Genomic DNA, 15,638 nt, shown 5'->3' on the forward strand with positions numbered 1-15,638 from the left:
CTACTCAGTCACCCACCGAGTCGGTGTTCGCCGAGGCCGGGAACTCGTCGTCATCCAGTGCGGTCGCTTCCGACGCGGTCGGATCGGCCTCGCTCTCCGGGAAGTAACACGCCGCCCGGTGGCGCTCGTCGCCGGTCTCGTCGATGGCCGGTTCGGCCTCCCGGCACGACTCCTGGGCCTTCGGACAGCGCGGGGCGAACGCGCAGCCGGAGGGGAGGTCGACCGGGTCCGGCGGCTCGCCGTCGAGCAGGACGCGAGTCCGATCCGCGGTCGGATCCTTCTCGGGCGCGGCCGACAGCAGCGACGCGGTGTACGGATGTTCGGGTTGGGCCGCGACGCGGTCGACGTCGCCCTCCTCGATGATCCGCCCGAGGTACATGATGGCCAGCCGATCCGAGACCTGAACCAGGCTCGCGAGGTCGTGAGAGATGTAGACGATTCCGATGTCCTCGGCGTCGGCCAGCCCGCGCAGCAGATTCAGAAGGTTGACCTTCAGCGAGACGTCCAGCATCGACGCCGGCTCGTCGCAGATCAGGAAGTCGGGATCCAACACGAGCGCCTTGGCGACCGCCACGCGCTGGCGCTGCCCGCCGGAGAGCTCGTGGGGGTAGCTATCGAGGAACTTCTCGGCGGGGGTCAGTCCGACCTTCTCTAACGTCTCGACGATTGCCTGTTCCTTCTCGTCGGTGCGGTAGTCGTGGATCGTCAGCGGCTCGCCGACGAGCTTGCGAACGGTCTGGCGCGGATTCAGCGAGTCGAAGGGGTCCTGGAAGATGATCTGGACCTTCCGTCGGAACTCCTGGAGGTTGCCGTCCCGGTAGTACTCGTAGGTTTCGCCGTCGAATGTCAGGTCGCCGCCGGTCGGCTCCTCGAGGAGGGCCATCGTCTCGCCGAGCGTCGACTTCCCGCAGCCGGACTCGCCGGCGACGCCGAGCACCTCCGAGCGCCGGACCGACAGCGAGACGCCGTCGACCGCCTTCACGTGGTCGGGGTCCTCGCCCCGGAGCTTGTCCAGCAGCGGCTGGCTCTGCTCGTAGTGCTTCTCGAGGGCGTCGGTTTCGAGGATGACCTCGCCACGACTGGAGTCGGCGTCGCCCTCGTCGGGGATGCCCCACGTCTCCGGCTCGACGGCGTCCCGGCGCAGCTGAGCCGCCTCCTTGACGCGGTGGCAGGCCGAGCGGTGGTTCCGATTGGGGAGGTCGACCAGATCGGGATGGGATTCTCCGCACTCGTCGGTAGCGAACGGACACCGGTCCCGGAAGACGCACGCGGTCGGCTCCCGGTTCAGGTTCGGCGGCGAGCCAGGGATTGCGACGGGATCCTCGTCCTCCTCGTCGATCTCCGGGAAGGAGTTCTTCAGCCCCATCGTGTAGGGGTTGGTCGGGTTGACGAGCACGTTGTCGACGCTGCCCTGTTCCATCACTTTCCCGCCGTAGAGGATCGACAACTCGTCGCAGGTCTCGGCGATGACGCCGATCTCGTGGGTGATCAGCAGTAGCGAGCTGTCCATTCGCTCTTGAATCTCGAGGATCTTGTCGATGATCTTGTCTTGGACGATAACGTCCAGCCCGGTCGTCGGCTCGTCGGCGATGATGAGGTCGGGCTCGAGGGCCAGGGCCATCGCGATGGTGACCCGCTGGCGCATCCCGCCGGAGAACTCGTGTGGATAGTCGTCGATCCGATCGGGGTCGAGGCCGACGATCTCGAACAGTTCGCGGACGCGGTCGCGCGCCTTCGCGTCCGTGACGTTGCGATGGGTGTGGATCGCCTGCGCGATCTGGTCGCCGGTCGACATCACGGGATCGAGCGAGTCCATCGCGCTCTGGGGGATGTAGGCGATGTCCTCCCAGAGGACGTCCCGGCGCTCGGCCTCCGAGAGGGAGGTGAGGTCCGTTCCGTTGAACTCGATCGTCCCGCTCTCGACGGTGCCGTTGCCGGGGAGCAGCCCCAGTAGCGCCTCCGCGACGGTGGACTTCCCGGAGCCGGACTCGCCGGCGAGGCCGTAGTTGACGCCCTCGTCGATACGAAAGGAGACGTCGTTGACGGCGTGGACTGGTTCGTCGTCTGTCGCGTACGTGACTTTCAGGTTTTCGACGTTGAGTAGCGTCATTGGTCGGTCTGGATTTCGGGGTTGATGACTTCCTCGTAGGCGCGGCCGATGAGGAACACCGAGGTGGTTATCGCGGCGATACCGATCGCGGGCGGGAGCACCCACCACCACGCGACGCGCATGTTGCCCGACGCGAACACCTGCCGGAGCATCCGGCCCCAGCTGGTCATCGTCGGGTCGCCGAAGCCGAGGAAGGCGAGGCTCGCCTGCGCGGCGATCGCCCAGGCGACGCCGTAGGCGGTGTAGAGGAACCCGATCGGCAGGACGTTCGGCGCGACGTGGTACAGCATCGTCCGCAGGTCGCTCGCGCCGCTGGCTCGAGCGGACTTGACGAAGGTCCGCTCGCGGACCGAGAGCACCTCCGAGCGGACGACCCGCGCCGGCATCTTCCAGAGGAAGGCGGCGATGATCGCCGTAATCAGCCAGATGTTCGGCGTCATGAACGTCAGCAGCAGCAACGCCATGGGCATGAACGGCAGCGAGAACGTCAGGTCGGTCAGCCGCATCAGGAGTTCGTCGACCCAGCCGCCGTAGTAGCCGCTGACGACGCCGACGGTGAAGCCGAGCGCGCCCGTTCCCAGCCCGCCGAACAGGCCAACGATGAGCGTCGGCCGCGCGCCGGCGAGGAACTGACTGAGCACGTCCTTCCCGTAGGCCGTCGTTCCGAAGAACGCGTCCACGCTCGGGGCGGCGAGCCGGAGTACGGAGCCGCCGTCGCCGCGAACGGTGTGTTCGATCGGGTCGTGGGGGGCCAGGTACGGCCCGAACAGCCCGAGGAAGACGAACGCCCCGACGACGAGCATGCCGGCGAAGGCCATCGGGTCCCGTCGCAGAAACGCGAACTGGTCGCGGACGGTCGTCCACAGTGCGTCGACGCGCTTGTACAACTCCGCCTTGGGTTTCGTTTCGGTGCTCATGCGGATCCACCTCCGCTCGTCGAGACGGTCGGATCGAAGTACGCGTAGAGGACGTCCGCAAGCAGATTCGCCAGGATAACCGCCAGCGCCATAATGAAGACCGCGGCCTGGACCAGCGGGTAGTCCTGTTGCTGGATGGCCAAGACGAGTTCGCGGCCGATACCGGGCCAGCTGAAGACCACCTCGAGCAGGATCAGGCCCTGGAAGATCATCCCTAGTCGCAGCGTGAAGTAGGTCAGGATGGGAAGCATCGAGTTCCGACCCGCGCGGGCCAGTTGCTCCATCTCGGTGAGTCCCTTCGCCCGGTGGAGCTTGAGGAACTCCGAGCCGCGCTTCTCGACGACGCCGTTGCGGGCCAGCAGCAGGAAGTCGCCGCTGTAGTAGAGGACGGCGACGGTGAACGGAAGGATGTAGTGATGGAGGAAGTCGAGCGAGGCGAACGTCTCGATGTAGCCGTCCGGCGTCGCCCGGATCGATCGCATTCCGAGCGCGGGGACGATCTCCAGGTTGTACGCGAAGACGATGATGAAGAAGATCGCCGTGATGAAGACGGGCGTCGAGCGCAGCAGCGTCGTCGAGACGATGCTGAACTTCTCGAGGCGGCTCCCGCGGTTCCAGCCGGCGTACATCCCCAGGAGCGAACTCAGGATCGCCGTGGTCACCAGCGCGGGCACCAGCAGGATCAGCGAGTTGATCAGCCGCGGCTCGAGGACGTCCCAGACCGGCTGGCTCCGCAGGATGGAGTAGCCGAACTGGAAGGTCAGCAGGCTCCCGAGGTAGTTGACGTACTGGACCCAGATCGACTGGTCGAGGCCGTACATCGCCCGGATCTCGTCGATCTGTTCCTGATTGAGGTTCCCCGAGGTGACGAGCGCCTCGAAGGGGCTCCCCGGCAGCAGCCGCAGGACGACGAAGATGACGGAGACCGCGATCAGCGTCAGCAGGACCGAAATCGCGAGCCGCTTGAGCAGGAACCGCTGGAATTTGCTCATCGGCACTCACCCGCGGTATCGCGCTCGGTCGCCGACAGCGTCGTTACACCGGCCGCGTCGTCGCACTCGAGGGACGTGCGCTCGGCTCGAGCGGCGGCGCGGTCGGGGTGTCGGTTCGCCTCGAATCGGGTCCGGTCCCGCGGCGGGCGCGGGCGTCGGTCGGTGGTGTGGTACATTGGGTTCTGGCTGCTCATGAGAAGTCGGGCTGGCCGAGTTCCGTGCGGCGTTTGTTGGTGTTCTCGGGCTGGAGTCGTTCGACGAACGCGCCCCACGCCTCGCCGTTGGGGAACCGAAGGTTGCCGTCGTCGTCCCAGGTGTAGCCCGCTCGCTCGAGGACGGTTCGCGCTTCGTCGACGTCGTAGCTGTAGTCGGTCGTATCGGGGTTGTGCCACTGGGTGAGCGACGAGATCAGGTTCTCTCCGGACGGGACCGTCGCCTGGCCGTGGAGGAAGTCCTCGACGAACCCCTCCGAGTCGACCGCCTTCGCCAGCGCGACGCGAAACTCCTTGTCCCGGATCGGCGGACAGGAGAACATGAGCTTCGCGTTCAGCGGCGCGTAGCTACCGACGGACATCTTCTCGATCCCGTCGGTGTCGGCCGCCCGGTCGGCCTGCAGGGTCGAGAGCGTCGTCCCGATGGCGTCGATCGACCCGCTCTGGAGCGAGCCGATCAGCGCGTCGACGTTGCTCACGTTGATCCAGATAACGTTCTCGACGCCGGGGCCGCGTTCGGCCTGGTCGCCCAGCGCGTCGGCCCGCCAGTCATCGTCGAACATCCAGTGACCCTCGTTGCGCGTAGCCTCGAATCGGGTGCCCTGCTCCCAGTCTTCGAACTGGAAGGGACCAGTGCCGACGGGGGCCTCCGGATTGTGCTGGGACGGGTTGTCGACGTCCTCCCACCGGTGTTTCGGGAGGATCACGCTCCGGACGACCCGCTGGGTCATGAACGAGGCGTCGGGGTTCGACAGATTGAACCGGACCTCGTGATCGCCGAGTACCTCGACGGACTCGATCGGGTCGTAGAACGGCACCTGGCTCGTCGAAGAGTACTCCTCGTAGAGTTCGACGGTGAACTTCACGTCCTCGGCGGAGAACGCCTCGCCGTCGTGCCACTCGACTTCGCGGAGCGTGAGTTCGACGGTCGTATCGTCGACGAAATCGCCGCCGGTCGCCAGTGCGGGGACCACGTCCAGATCGGGCGTCGCGTCGAATAACCCGTCGTAGATGAACGTGAGTCGATTGGCCTCCGCGCCGCCGGCGGCCCACGGCAGGTTCAGCGAGTTCATCGACGTGGTGACGCCCTTGACGTAGGTCCGGTTGTCCGTCTCGGGCTGGAGGTTGACCTCCGTCCAGACGAACGAGTCCATCGTCGGGCCGTTGCCCGGCGTTTCGACGTAGCCGCTCCACCGCTCCGTGTTCACCGCCGTGATGATGTTCGGGTACAGCGTGATGAGCGCCCCGACGTCTTCGGCGAACAGTTCCTGTGCGCGGTCGACGAGTTCCTCGCGCTTCTCGCGATCGGTCGTCTGGGCCTGTTCCGTCAGCACCTCCTGTAACTCGGGGTTGTAGTAATTGTCGTAGTTCGAAAGCGATCCCTCGGTTGCGCGCATCAACAGCGGGTTCGGATCGAGTCCCCGCTGCGGGTCGGGCCCGTGCGTGCTCATCGAGATTATCGCCTCGAGTCCGCGCGTTTCCCAGCTCTGGGCGTACAGCTGATTCAGCGGACGGTCGTTGAGTTCGACGGCGATCCCGAGATCGTCGAGCCCCCGCTTGACCATCAACGCGTGTTCGCGCATCCACGGGTCGTCCTCGCTCGAGAACTCGACGGGGAACCGATCGAGCACCGCGCCCGCCGTCGCGCTGTAATCAAGCGGCGGCGAGTCGGCGTCGATCGTCTCCCACTCGCGCCAGTACTGCGTCTCGACCGTTTCCGGCACCCCGTCAGGCGCGTCCGGCTCGAGGCTGGTGCCGCGACTGCCGCTACAGCCCGCGAGCACGCTCGTCCCGAGCGCCGCGGCGGCCGTGGCAACGTAGCCGCGTCGCGTGAGTCGGGCACCACCCTCGGAGCCCGGTTTGTCATGATTTTCTTTGGTCATCCACCCCCACGTTACGGAGTGACTAGGTTCGGTTTACTCCCTATCGGCGTCGATAGCTATCGTTCTTTAAGTCAGGGTGGCTGTTTTCCGGCAATATGTAGCTCTGGCGACACTCGAGTCGCCGTCACTCTCGCGGACCGTAGATGAGTTCGAGGAGGGTTCGCTCCGCGGTCCGCAGTCGTTCGCTCGCCGTCGACTGTGCGATCTCGAGTTCGTCGGCGAGTTCCGTCGCCGACGTCTCTCGCGGGATGTCGAAGTAGCCGTTCTCGTAGGCCGTCTCGAGGACCGCCAACTGCTCGTCGGTGAGCTTCGAGACGAGGACTTCGGTCAATCGTCCGCTGTCGAGTGGTTCGCCGGGGTCCTCGTTCTGGGTGACCGACAGCAGTTCGAACTCGCCGAGGGTCTCCTGGACCTCGTCGGCCATCGCCCGGAACTGATCCCAGTCGCGGGTCGTCACTACGGCCTCGAAATCGTCGTTCTGAAGGACGATCCGGTTCGGAATCGCTTCCTGTCGCAGGACGAGACTCAAGATGAACGGGTACGATTCGGTGGCCAGGATCGTCAGCCGACGGATCTCGAGGTCGTCCGACGCGGTCGGGATCTCGCTGTCGTAGAACAGCGATACGCCGGAAATCTCCTCGGCGACGGCGTCCGGAGCGAAGGCAGCGTTCGACGTGACGGTCAGAGATTCGATCCATGTGCCGTCTTCGACGTAGAACGCGTTGTCGAGTTCGATGCTCCGGACGTCGTCCAGCTCCCGCTGGAGCTTTGCCATCACGCCCGTCGGTGCCGTCGTAAACTCGATGCGTAGAATTGGCGACCCTCCCTACGGGGAAGAGTCCGACCCGTTCATATATACCTCACGCTTATCGCGATCGGTTGTCAGCCCACTAACGGCCAGTAGACGAGCCACGAAACGGCGGCGACGCCGACGGCGAGCACCATCGTCACGAGGCCGAACGAGGCGACGTCACGATGTGACAGCGGCCCGCGGTCCATCGACACCAGCACCGCGGTCGTGTTGAACGGGAGGACCGTCGTCGAGCCGACGACCAACAAGACGGTCAGCGACAGATACAGCCGATTGACGTCGAAGACGGCCGCAAGTTCGAGGACGATCGGGAGCGCGACCACGATCGCCGCCGAGCCGGTCGAGAACAGGATTCGAATTCCGACGGCGAGACCGAGCAACACCGCGACGAGCTGCCAGTGGGCGAGCGCCGCAAACGGAATCCACCGCGCGAGGGCGTCGACGATCGCCACGATGGCGCCGGTCGTCTCCAGCGCGTCGAGAATCGACAACATCGCGCCGACGAGGAAGATGATCCCCCAGTTGACCCCCGCGATATCGTCGGCCGTGATGACGCCGACTTGGGGTAGCGAGAGCACGACGACCGCGGCGACCGCCGGGAGCACCGTGGGAATCCCGACGAACGAGCTACCGATCCAGCCCGCGATGGCGCCGAGAAGGACGAGTCCGACGAGACGCTGGTCTCGAGTCAGCGAGGACGGGTCGTCGCCGTCGGCCTCGGGTGCGGGCCCCTCTCCGTCCGCCTCGAGTCGCGTCCCGGCGGTTGCGCCGAGCGTCGTCTCGCCGTCGACCGCCGCGAACAGACCCGCACAGAGCGTCGCTGCCGCGTACAGGGCGATCGTCGGCGGTAGCATCAACACGGCCCAGTCGACCCAGGTGATCGGCCGCACCGAGGTCGCGATAATCTCGGAGGTGACCAGCGCCATGCCGCCGCCGGTCATCAGCGCCATCGAGGCGATCGGGTTGACGTGACCGAGGACGAGAAACGCCCCGGTTTCGAAGCCGTCGTCGCCCGAGCCGAACGCGGCCGCGAGCCGCTTCACAATCGGGATGAACGTTACCGCGCGCGCCATCGCCGACGGCATCACCAGCGCCAGCGCGAGGACGCTCCCGGCGACGGAACGCAGCGCGCGCCGCGGCGTACTCTCCGCCGTCAGCAGTCGGCACGCCAATCGCCGATCGAGACCGACGCTCGTCGTCGCATCGCCGAGCAACAACAGGAGGAGCAGGAAGAACACGAGCGTCGACGTAAAGCCCGTCGCGGCCGCGTCGAACGACTCGACCGCCCCCAGTGCGAACAGTAACGTGACACTGAGGACGCTCGAGACGACGTACGGCACCGGCCGCGTCAGCCACAGGACAAGCGCCGACGCGAAGACCGCCAGCGCGCGTTGTCCCGCGACGGTCACCGCCGCCGGCGGGGGAACCGTCGTCCCGACCGCGAGGATGGCGGCGGCCGCGAGCAGCCCCAGGGATTGCCGTGATGGAAGCGTCGTCCCCGTGTTTGCCCGCGCGCCGTCCCGATCAGCCATTACCGCCACCGTCGGCGTTCCCGGTGAAGAATCTGGTGACAGCGCAATCGAGAACGAGTGCAGGACAGTTGCCGATAGAAACGAGTCGTTACCGGGGCGGAGCGGATCCGATCACCGCCAGCGAGTCGCGGGGAGCCGACCCCCGATCGCTACCGCGCCGTCACGACTCGTCTCGAGCCCGCTCGGCTTCCGCCCGCGCCTGCTCGATCTTCTCGTCTAACTTCTTCGTGACGGTGTATTTGAACTCGTCGGGCATCTGGCCGTAGGTGATATCGACGGTCAGCATGGCGTCGCAGCCGTCGACGATCTCGGGCGCCCAACTCCCCTGCGCGAGCTTCGACTCCTCGGTGACCACGGCCTCGCCGTCCTCGACGTCGATAAAGGCCGTCACCGTGTTCCAGATGTTGGGGTTGCTCGTGGTCGCCTCGTCGAACAGCCCCTCGAGTTGCGAGTCCCGGAGCTGTTCGGTCGCGACCTCCTCGCGCAACGCCTCGAGGGCGTCGGCCAGCGCCTCGTACTCCGCCGCCGGTCGCTCGGAATCGTCGAGGATCACCGTCCCCACCTCGCGTGGTCGTGTGAATGCATCTTGGCTAGGGTTGTGACTGGACGACCAAGTCTTCCACGTTACGCGGCTCGCGTCGGTCCCGGTCGCGGCCGTCGGTCGGCGACGGTCGCGTTGGCGGTGACGGGCCAGCTGCGGTCCCCCACAACAGTATGCGGCCGATACGACGACTACCGGGCCCGATGGCGGTTCGATCCGTGCCGCGCCCCCGATCGCGGTCGTCAGTCGGTGCTGGGATCGGGCGGCGATCCTCCCTCGGAGTCGTCGGCGACCTCGAAGCTCGTTGCGCCACAGGAGCACCCCTCTTGACCGATGACGCGAACCGTCCCGTCGGGCCACTCTCGAGCCGCGTAGACGGATCCGCACTCTTCGCACACTGCCATAACCCGCGTTACATCATCCTTGTGAGCCATCCCCGAAACGAGAGAACGAAGATCGGATGAATTAACCTTACTACTTGGAAAATCACAGCGAAATACAAGTAGTCTCGTCGGAATTCGATGGAGATCGTCGAACGAGTTACCCTGAAGTTTGTTTCGACGGGAGAAAATAGAGAATAAGGGGATGTTGCGGTTCCGACCGCTTCGAACGCGAATCTCGGCCGGCGGTCTCGTGTCGCCCGATAGCGGTCTGTGCCACCGCGGCGCCGTCACGATCGCAGGTCGAACCGTCGGGTTCGACACGGTATGGGTCTGCAGACAGTATCGAACGCCGATACTATCGACGCAGCGATTCGATCAGGACTGCCGTACAGGACCCCAGAAATCCGTTCTGTCGGTTTAGTGACAGCCTATTTATTATTGGTCCGCTGGACGGACCATACGTGACGATGATCGACCAGTGGTGGGGTTCCACGCGGGTGGCGTACCGGTGTTCGGCTATCGCAGCGTCGCGGTTCAGTCGATGCGGACGGAACGTACGGCAGTCTCTCGCACACGACGCCTCGAGCCCCGACCAGCGATCCGTCCGTCGGGGTCGTCCCGTTCGACGCCCGTCGGCCGTCGGCGCGAGCATCGCCGTACAGGTGTGTGCGCGTTCAGAGTGGGGCGTCGACGATGGATAACCGCCGGTCGCGGTCCCAGTCCCACCGGGACCCGCCCTCCCGCCGAACGGAAGACGAGATCATCGTAGATGTCGTCCAGGCGCTGGCCACCGCGGATCGCCTCGATCTGGACGAAGTCGAGTACACGCTTTACGAGTACATCAACCCGGCCGTCCTGATCGAGCTCGCCGCTCACGACGGCGGTAGCTGGGAGTTCACGTTCGAAATCGCCGACCACGAGGTGACGCTCACCAGCGACGGTCGGCTCTTCGTCGACGGCGTTCTCTGTCGGGACGATCTAGCGCTTCGGCGGTCCTCGTCGCCGCCGGCTTACGGATAAGCGTCGATCGCCCGCTCCCGACCGGTCGCGCCGGTCGCGATCGATTCCCCTGTTACCCCCGCGGTCACAGCAACAGCGAGACGACCGCGAGGACGACGAACACGATCACGAGCCACTTCGCGATAGCCATCGACAGTCCGGCGACGCCGCCCGCACCGAGTGCACCGGCGATGATCGCGATCACGAAGAACAGCAGTGCGAGTTCTAACATGACTCTAGAGACGACTGTCAGACGGATACTGATTCGGCCTTCATACGCCGTCCACACCGGGGTCGCGCCGTCGCGGCGACTCTCCTGTCGACCGCCGCAACCGTCCGGTCGACTCGACTTACAGGCGGATCCGACTCGAGTCGAGCGTTCCGAATAGAGGGCGACGCGGCTAGCGTGTCGGCGCCGCGACAGCCGACGCTCGAGTCCGGAATGCAGACACAAGTGCGGAAAATCAGTCCTCGAGCACGTGAATACCGTCGACCTCGGCCCCGTCGAAATTGCCCCGGCGTCCCGAACGCGTCCGCGTCGATCCGTTACTCGTTGAGGTGGGAGCGATACCCCTTCGGCTCGAACCCGCGCCGACAGACGACCCGTTTTCGACCGACGGTGATCGCGCTGACTTGCCCTTCGTCTTCCATGCGGTCGATGACCTCCTTGAGGCGGTCTTCCGACCAGCCGGTCTCCTGACGGACGGTCGATCGATCGACGCGGCCGCCGCGTTTGACGAGCAGTCTGAGGATTTTGTCCTCGTCGGGGAGGTCGTGTTCGTCGACCCCGTACTCGATTTCCTCGGCGTAGCTCAGTGTTTCGTCCTCGCTGTCGTCCGATTCCTCGCCCGTCATCTCGCCGTCTTCCGTCTCGTCTGTCGAACCGCTCGACCAGAGCGACGAAAGCCGGGTCCAGAGTTCGTTGAATACCATCCGTGATCACCCTCCGTAGTCGCTAGTTGTGTCCGTTGGATACCGATCTACCTTGCTTTTGTGTTTCATTTGGTACCTATCTCTGTAGCTGCTAATTATGGTCTGACTATCGTAACGCTGCGGTCAGCGAATAGCACGGGCCTTGCGAACCGCAAGTCGGTTATCTCGTCACTGAGTAGACACGCGGTCTCGCCGCGACACGGCGTCACAGCGGACCACGCGCGCAGTGGCCGCTTTGGGCACGCTCGAGGGTCGCAGTCGGCAGCCGGCGTTCGATCTCGACCCACGCCATGGCTGTTCGTTCACCGTGCCGATACAAATCAGTTCGGTAGCGGTCGGCGCGTCCCCAGGTCGTCTCATCGGGCTGGTGGGCCATATCAATACTCCTCGGTTTCGGGTCGATTATCGCTCCGTCGAGTCGACGGACTCCGGGTACGCGTCGGCCAGCGCCGACAGCCCCTCGTGACGGTTCGTCGAGTGCGGGGCGGTCAGCGGCGAGACGCTGATCCGACCCTCGACGACCGCGCGGCGGTCCGTCCCCTCGGGGTCGGGCAGCGTCTCGGGATCCATGCGCTCCCAGACGCGGTCCTGGAGGTGGACGCGGTCGCCGTCGCGCTCGGCGTCCATCTCGTAGCGCTTCGAGGGGCGGGTGACCTCGAGCGGCGCCGGGTCACCGTCGGGCAGCGGGACGTTGACGTTGAGGTAGGCCGAGTGCTCGAAGACGCCCGCCTCGAGGGCGTTCTCGACCAGATAGGAGGTCACGCGCGTCGCCTCGGTGAAGTCCTCGGGGTGCAGGTCGATCTCGCTCAGCGGCCCCCGTTCGGGCGGGACGTACATCGACGTCGCGATGGCGGGAACGTCGAAGAACGCGGCCTCAACGGCGGCGCTGATCGTTCCCGAGCGCCCGAGGACGTACTCGCCCAGATTCGCGCCCTCGTTACAGCCGGCGACGACGATGTCGGGGAACGGGCCGAGTTCGGCCAGCCCGGCGACGACGCAGTCCGAGGGCGTGCCGTGGACGGCGTACCCCAGCTCGCGCTCCTCGACGTCGACCTCGTGGGACATCGAGCGGCCGCAGGCGCTCTGGTCGGTCGCGGGGGCGACGACGGTCACGTTGCCCAGCTCCGAGAGGGCGTCGTACAGCGCCCGGATGCCGGTGCTGTCGATCCCGTCGTCGTTGGTCAACAGGATCTCGAGGGGGTCGCTCATATCGGTGGCGTCGGAGGCCGGCGCGAAAAGCCCACCGCTTTGGCAGGTCGTCTGACGAGTCGGCTTCGAGGCCGATCGCTCGCGAGTACTGCGGTGGCGCGCTGTTGATCGGCTGAGCGACGCGAGGTGCGACCGACAGGAGCACCTCGGCTGCGAACGGGGAACGGAGTGACCCGTGAGCGACTGCGAGGCCGATCAACGATATTGTGCGAGGTCTTCGCGAGGTACACGAGCGAACGGCTTGGAAGACGCAAAGCGTCTTCCAGTGGATGAGTGAGCGACCGAAAGGAGCGAACGTTAGCGCGGAACCGGAGGTTCCGCGAACCATGCGAACGGGCGCGCAGCGCCCGTGAGCAGAAATCGGCTAGGGAGGGTGTGGGTATGGCGATTCCCCGTTTCCACGGCGGCAGAACGCCCGTTTTCACTCGAATCGGTCTCGAGACAGCCGTTCAATAGGTCGTCCCACGTGCCGAATCAGGCGTCTCGGATCGTCGTCCCGCTAGCGACTCAGCCGATGCGGTCGACGATCGTCTCCTCGTCGACGACCAGATTGTACGCCTCCTCGTCGTCGTTCCAGAGCGCGAGGATCCGTTCGAACGAACAGACCTCGCCGTAGTCGGCCTCGACCAGCGGCCGGTTGAGCGAGCTCTCGGTGGTGACGACGGCGTAGTGGTCGATCGACTCACTGCCGTCGCTGATCTTGAAAAGCGGGTTGGAGCGGCCGCCGTGATCGCCGCCGTCGCGGTCGTCGTCGCTCAGCGAGCGGCTGAGCTTCGCCGCGACGAGGTCGATCCGGTTGGTTACGTGGCGTTCCATCTCGGCCATCTTCGCCCAGTCGCTGGTCTCGAGCGCGAGGTCGATCCGCCGCTGCCCGTCGAGGCGCAATAGCGAGGTCGAGAACTGGACGTCGACGTTGACGAACTCGCCGGGGGCGTGCTCGGCGTCGTCGGCCGGCGTCGCCTCGTCGAGTTTCCGCTGGAAGGAGGGGACGGTAAGGTCGGGCCTGACGTCGAACGTCCAGCCCCGATCCGCCGGGCGCTCGCCCGGCCAGAGGCGGACGGTGGGTCCGTAGACCGTCACCAGACCGCGCCGATGAGCAGCGGCGCTCCCCCCTTCGGCCCCTTCGGCTTCGCCGTCGGCGTCGGACTCGTCGAAGCCCATCTCCGCGGGCGTCCACAGCCGCTCGTCCTCGAGTTCCCGCTCGAGTTCGCGCAACTGGACGCTGGTGTTCTTGTCCGCAGGCGCCATCGCCAGTAGCGTCCCGTCCGGCGCCAGCGTCTCGAGGGTCGACCGCAGGACGGCCGCCGGCTCCTCGAGTTCGCTCAGCACGTTGCAGGCGAGGACGAGGTCGAAGCCGTCGTCGGGTGCGGTGGGATCGAACGCGTCGCCGTCGTCGTCCCTGCCGACCTCCGAAGGATCGAACGCCTCGACGGTCGTCCGGTGGATCGTCGGGTGGACGTTCGGCCCGGTCTCTTCGAGCAGGTCCTCGAGCACGTCGGCGGCCGCGCTCGGTTCGACGGCGTGGTAGTCGAGCAGGGCGTCGTCGGGCAGGTAGTCACAGAGCCCCAGCGCGGGGCCGCCGACGCCGGCGCCGATGTCGAGGACGCGAAGCGACCGTCCCAGCAGGCCGCGCTCGGCGAGGTCGTCCAGCGCGTACTGGACGGCCGCGTAGTAGCCCGGCAGGTGGTAGATCGCGTAGCCGGCGGCGACGTCGTCATCGTACTCGACCGGCCGACGCTCGAGGTAGCGGCTCTTGAACCGCCGGATCGTCGACCGCAGGAGCCCGCCCGTGGCGTCCTCGTGCCAGTCGACGCCGTAGCGCTCGACGAGCAGGTCCTCGAGGCGCTGTTCGTACGCCGCGGGGAAGCGCTCGACGGGGCCGCGGTTGGGCGCCACGGGGTCGTCCTCGACGGGGACGAAGGTGCCGTCGTCGCGCTCGATCAACTCGAGTTCGGGCGCCAGTTCGCGGAGGTGCTGGCGGACGACCGCCGGGTGCGGGTTGCCCTCGACGTACTCGCAGATCTCGTCGGGATCGATCGGGCGGACGTTCTGCAGGTACTTCGCGTTCGAGCGGACTGAGTCGCGCTGGTCGCTCATCGGGTCGATCCTCCGTTCGTCTCGCTGTTCGGTTGTCCGTTCATTTCGCTCTCCGTCCGGCCGTTCGGGTCGTCGGAATCGGTCGCTGCGTCGGACTGCCACCGACCGGCCGCCTCCCGGTAGAGGGACTCGAGTTCCTCGCGGTCGGCGTCGGCGACCGTCGCGGCGGCGTCGGCGATCGCGTCGGCGCCGTCGAAGGCCTCCTGAATGTCGGCGTAGACGCGGGGGGTCCCCTCGGTCATCTGTTCGGCCAGGGTTCCCAGTCCCTCGTAGATCGGCGTCTCGAAGCCGTCGGGGACCGGTTCCGCGGCCAGCGCGAACGACAGGACGGCGGCGTGGGTCGCCGCCTGAACCGTCTCCATCGCGTCGTCGTGTTCCGTCGCCGTCGTCTCGACGAGGTCGTTGCCCCGCCGCTCGAGGGTCTCGAGCAGTGCGTCGATCGTCGGTCCCGTTTCGTCGCGGACGACGGCGATCGAACCGGGCGCTCGCTCGGGCGCGAACAGCGGGTGGAGGCTCGCCCGCTCGAGGTCGGGTGCGTGCGTCGCCATCGCCTCGAGGGGCGGCCCCATCACGCCGGAGACGTCGACGATCGCCCCCTCTGCTCGGTCGGCGTGGTCGGCGACGGCCTCGACGGCGTGGGTCATCGGGACCGCGATGCAGACCACGTCGTAGCTGTCGGTCCCCTCGAGCGGCGCGGTATCGGCGTCGTCCCCGACCGCGTCGGCGGCGGCGGCCGCGGCGTCGGCGTCGACGTCGGCGAACGTCACCGAAGCGTCTACGGCACGGCCGAGCCACGTCCCCATCGCCCCCGCGCCGACGATCAGTACGTCCATCGGCCCCTGCTACCGTCCGGCGTCGCAAAAGCGGTTCGATCGATCGGCTTCCGTGACCGTCCGCTCGCTCGAGGCGTCCTCGTCGGCCGCCGATCAGGTCGCCGGCCATCCGTCGATTCGCCGAACGTCCCGTTCCGGATGGCCATCACCATGGCGTGTGTTATCTACTCCCAAATGTTAAATCGA

Annotated in this window: 15 protein-coding genes; 1 reads left to right on the forward strand and 14 read right to left on the reverse strand. The window is 66.3% G+C overall.

Features of this window, described 5'->3' with window-relative positions; genetic code table 11:
- Window positions 1-4: 4 nt before the first annotated feature.
- The 9 genes from C477_RS21430 to C477_RS21470 all read right to left on the reverse strand — a co-directional run bounded on the left by C477_RS21430 (window position 5) and on the right by C477_RS21470 (window position 9,402).
- A complete protein-coding gene (locus tag C477_RS21430; protein WP_008896670.1) occupies window positions 5-2,110 on the reverse strand; it encodes a dipeptide ABC transporter ATP-binding protein in 2,106 nt (701 codons plus the stop codon).
- Complete coding sequence (locus tag C477_RS21435; protein ID WP_008896671.1) at window positions 2,107-3,027, reverse strand: ABC transporter permease; 921 nt, start codon at window positions 3,025-3,027, stop codon at window positions 2,107-2,109. Before C477_RS21435 ends, C477_RS21430 begins: the two co-directional genes overlap by 4 nt.
- Window positions 3,024-4,019: an ABC transporter permease gene (locus C477_RS21440; protein ID WP_008896672.1), complete on the reverse strand. Its 996-nt coding sequence runs from the start codon at window positions 4,017-4,019 to the stop codon at window positions 3,024-3,026. The genes C477_RS21435 and C477_RS21440 overlap by 4 nt, the downstream gene beginning before the upstream one ends.
- A complete protein-coding gene (locus C477_RS21445) occupies window positions 4,016-4,213 on the reverse strand; it encodes a hypothetical protein (RefSeq protein ID WP_152423374.1) in 198 nt (65 codons plus the stop codon). The genes C477_RS21440 and C477_RS21445 overlap by 4 nt, the downstream gene beginning before the upstream one ends.
- Window positions 4,210-6,114, reverse strand: coding sequence for an ABC transporter substrate-binding protein (locus tag C477_RS21450; RefSeq protein WP_008896674.1), 1,905 nt, complete (start codon window positions 6,112-6,114; stop codon window positions 4,210-4,212). Before C477_RS21450 ends, C477_RS21445 begins: the two co-directional genes overlap by 4 nt.
- Before the next feature lie 124 nt (window positions 6,115-6,238).
- A complete protein-coding gene (locus C477_RS21455; protein ID WP_008896675.1) occupies window positions 6,239-6,889 on the reverse strand; it encodes a helix-turn-helix domain-containing protein in 651 nt (216 codons plus the stop codon).
- A gap of 107 nt (window positions 6,890-6,996) precedes the next feature.
- A complete protein-coding gene (locus C477_RS21460; protein WP_008896676.1) occupies window positions 6,997-8,457 on the reverse strand; it encodes an SLC13 family permease in 1,461 nt (486 codons plus the stop codon).
- Window positions 8,458-8,617: 160 nt separating this feature from the next.
- Window positions 8,618-9,010 (reverse strand): hypothetical protein, encoded by a 393-nt coding sequence (locus C477_RS21465; protein WP_049914784.1) that lies wholly within the window; start codon window positions 9,008-9,010, stop codon window positions 8,618-8,620.
- Window positions 9,011-9,240: 230 nt separating this feature from the next.
- Window positions 9,241-9,402, reverse strand: a complete 162-nt coding sequence (locus C477_RS21470; RefSeq protein ID WP_008896678.1) for a hypothetical protein — start codon at window positions 9,400-9,402, stop codon at window positions 9,241-9,243.
- A 672-nt stretch (window positions 9,403-10,074) separates the two neighbouring features.
- Between C477_RS21470 and C477_RS21475 the strand changes: the two genes are divergently transcribed.
- A complete protein-coding gene (locus C477_RS21475) occupies window positions 10,075-10,401 on the forward strand; it encodes a HalOD1 output domain-containing protein (RefSeq protein ID WP_008896679.1) in 327 nt (108 codons plus the stop codon).
- Window positions 10,402-10,465: 64 nt separating this feature from the next.
- Here C477_RS21475 and C477_RS23230 read toward each other — a convergent pair whose 3' ends face one another.
- From C477_RS23230 to C477_RS21495, 5 genes are all read right to left on the reverse strand, one after another.
- Window positions 10,466-10,612 carry a DUF1328 family protein gene (locus C477_RS23230; RefSeq protein WP_008896680.1) on the reverse strand — a complete coding sequence of 49 codons (147 nt, stop codon included), beginning with the start codon at window positions 10,610-10,612 and terminating at the stop codon, window positions 10,466-10,468.
- 314 nt (window positions 10,613-10,926) lie between these two features.
- Entirely contained in the window at window positions 10,927-11,313 is a 387-nt protein-coding gene (locus tag C477_RS21480; RefSeq protein ID WP_008896681.1) for a helix-turn-helix transcriptional regulator, read from the reverse strand.
- A gap of 402 nt (window positions 11,314-11,715) precedes the next feature.
- Window positions 11,716-12,522, reverse strand: a complete 807-nt coding sequence (surE, locus tag C477_RS21485) for a 5'/3'-nucleotidase SurE (RefSeq protein WP_008896682.1) — start codon at window positions 12,520-12,522, stop codon at window positions 11,716-11,718.
- A gap of 507 nt (window positions 12,523-13,029) precedes the next feature.
- Window positions 13,030-14,619, reverse strand: a complete 1,590-nt coding sequence (locus tag C477_RS21490) for a small ribosomal subunit Rsm22 family protein (RefSeq protein WP_008896683.1) — start codon at window positions 14,617-14,619, stop codon at window positions 13,030-13,032.
- The gene (locus tag C477_RS21495) at window positions 14,616-15,452 is read right to left on the reverse strand and encodes a prephenate dehydrogenase/arogenate dehydrogenase family protein (protein ID WP_008896684.1); all 837 of its coding nucleotides are present in this window, start codon (window positions 15,450-15,452) and stop codon (window positions 14,616-14,618) included. The genes C477_RS21490 and C477_RS21495 overlap by 4 nt, the downstream gene beginning before the upstream one ends.
- Between the last annotated feature and the right edge of the window lie 186 nt (window positions 15,453-15,638).

The organism is Haloterrigena salina JCM 13891 (assembly GCF_000337495.1).
Taxonomy (GTDB): domain Archaea; phylum Halobacteriota; class Halobacteria; order Halobacteriales; family Natrialbaceae; genus Haloterrigena; species Haloterrigena salina.

Excerpts from the sequence above, each read along its gene's own strand:
- C477_RS21430 (WP_008896670.1), bottom strand. The coding sequence starts at position 2,110 with ATGACGCTACTCAACGTCGAAAACCTGAAAGTCACGTACGCGACAGAC.
- C477_RS21435 (WP_008896671.1), bottom strand. The coding sequence starts at position 3,027 with ATGAGCACCGAAACGAAACCCAAGGCGGAGTTGTACAAGCGCGTCGAC.
- C477_RS21440 (WP_008896672.1), bottom strand. The coding sequence starts at position 4,019 with ATGAGCAAATTCCAGCGGTTCCTGCTCAAGCGGCTCGCGATTTCGGTC.
- C477_RS21445 (WP_152423374.1), bottom strand. The coding sequence starts at position 4,213 with ATGAGCAGCCAGAACCCAATGTACCACACCACCGACCGACGCCCGCGC.
- C477_RS21450 (WP_008896674.1), bottom strand. The coding sequence starts at position 6,114 with ATGACCAAAGAAAATCATGACAAACCGGGCTCCGAGGGTGGTGCCCGA.
- C477_RS21455 (WP_008896675.1), bottom strand. The coding sequence starts at position 6,889 with ATGGCAAAGCTCCAGCGGGAGCTGGACGACGTCCGGAGCATCGAACTC.
- C477_RS21460 (WP_008896676.1), bottom strand. The coding sequence starts at position 8,457 with ATGGCTGATCGGGACGGCGCGCGGGCAAACACGGGGACGACGCTTCCA.
- C477_RS21470 (WP_008896678.1), bottom strand. The coding sequence starts at position 9,402 with ATGGCAGTGTGCGAAGAGTGCGGATCCGTCTACGCGGCTCGAGAGTGG.
- C477_RS21475 (WP_008896679.1), top strand. The coding sequence starts at position 10,075 with ATGGATAACCGCCGGTCGCGGTCCCAGTCCCACCGGGACCCGCCCTCC.
- C477_RS23230 (WP_008896680.1), bottom strand. The coding sequence starts at position 10,612 with ATGTTAGAACTCGCACTGCTGTTCTTCGTGATCGCGATCATCGCCGGT.
- C477_RS21480 (WP_008896681.1), bottom strand. The coding sequence starts at position 11,313 with ATGGTATTCAACGAACTCTGGACCCGGCTTTCGTCGCTCTGGTCGAGC.
- surE (WP_008896682.1), bottom strand. The coding sequence starts at position 12,522 with ATGAGCGACCCCCTCGAGATCCTGTTGACCAACGACGACGGGATCGAC.
- C477_RS21490 (WP_008896683.1), bottom strand. The coding sequence starts at position 14,619 with ATGAGCGACCAGCGCGACTCAGTCCGCTCGAACGCGAAGTACCTGCAG.
- C477_RS21495 (WP_008896684.1), bottom strand. The coding sequence starts at position 15,452 with ATGGACGTACTGATCGTCGGCGCGGGGGCGATGGGGACGTGGCTCGGC.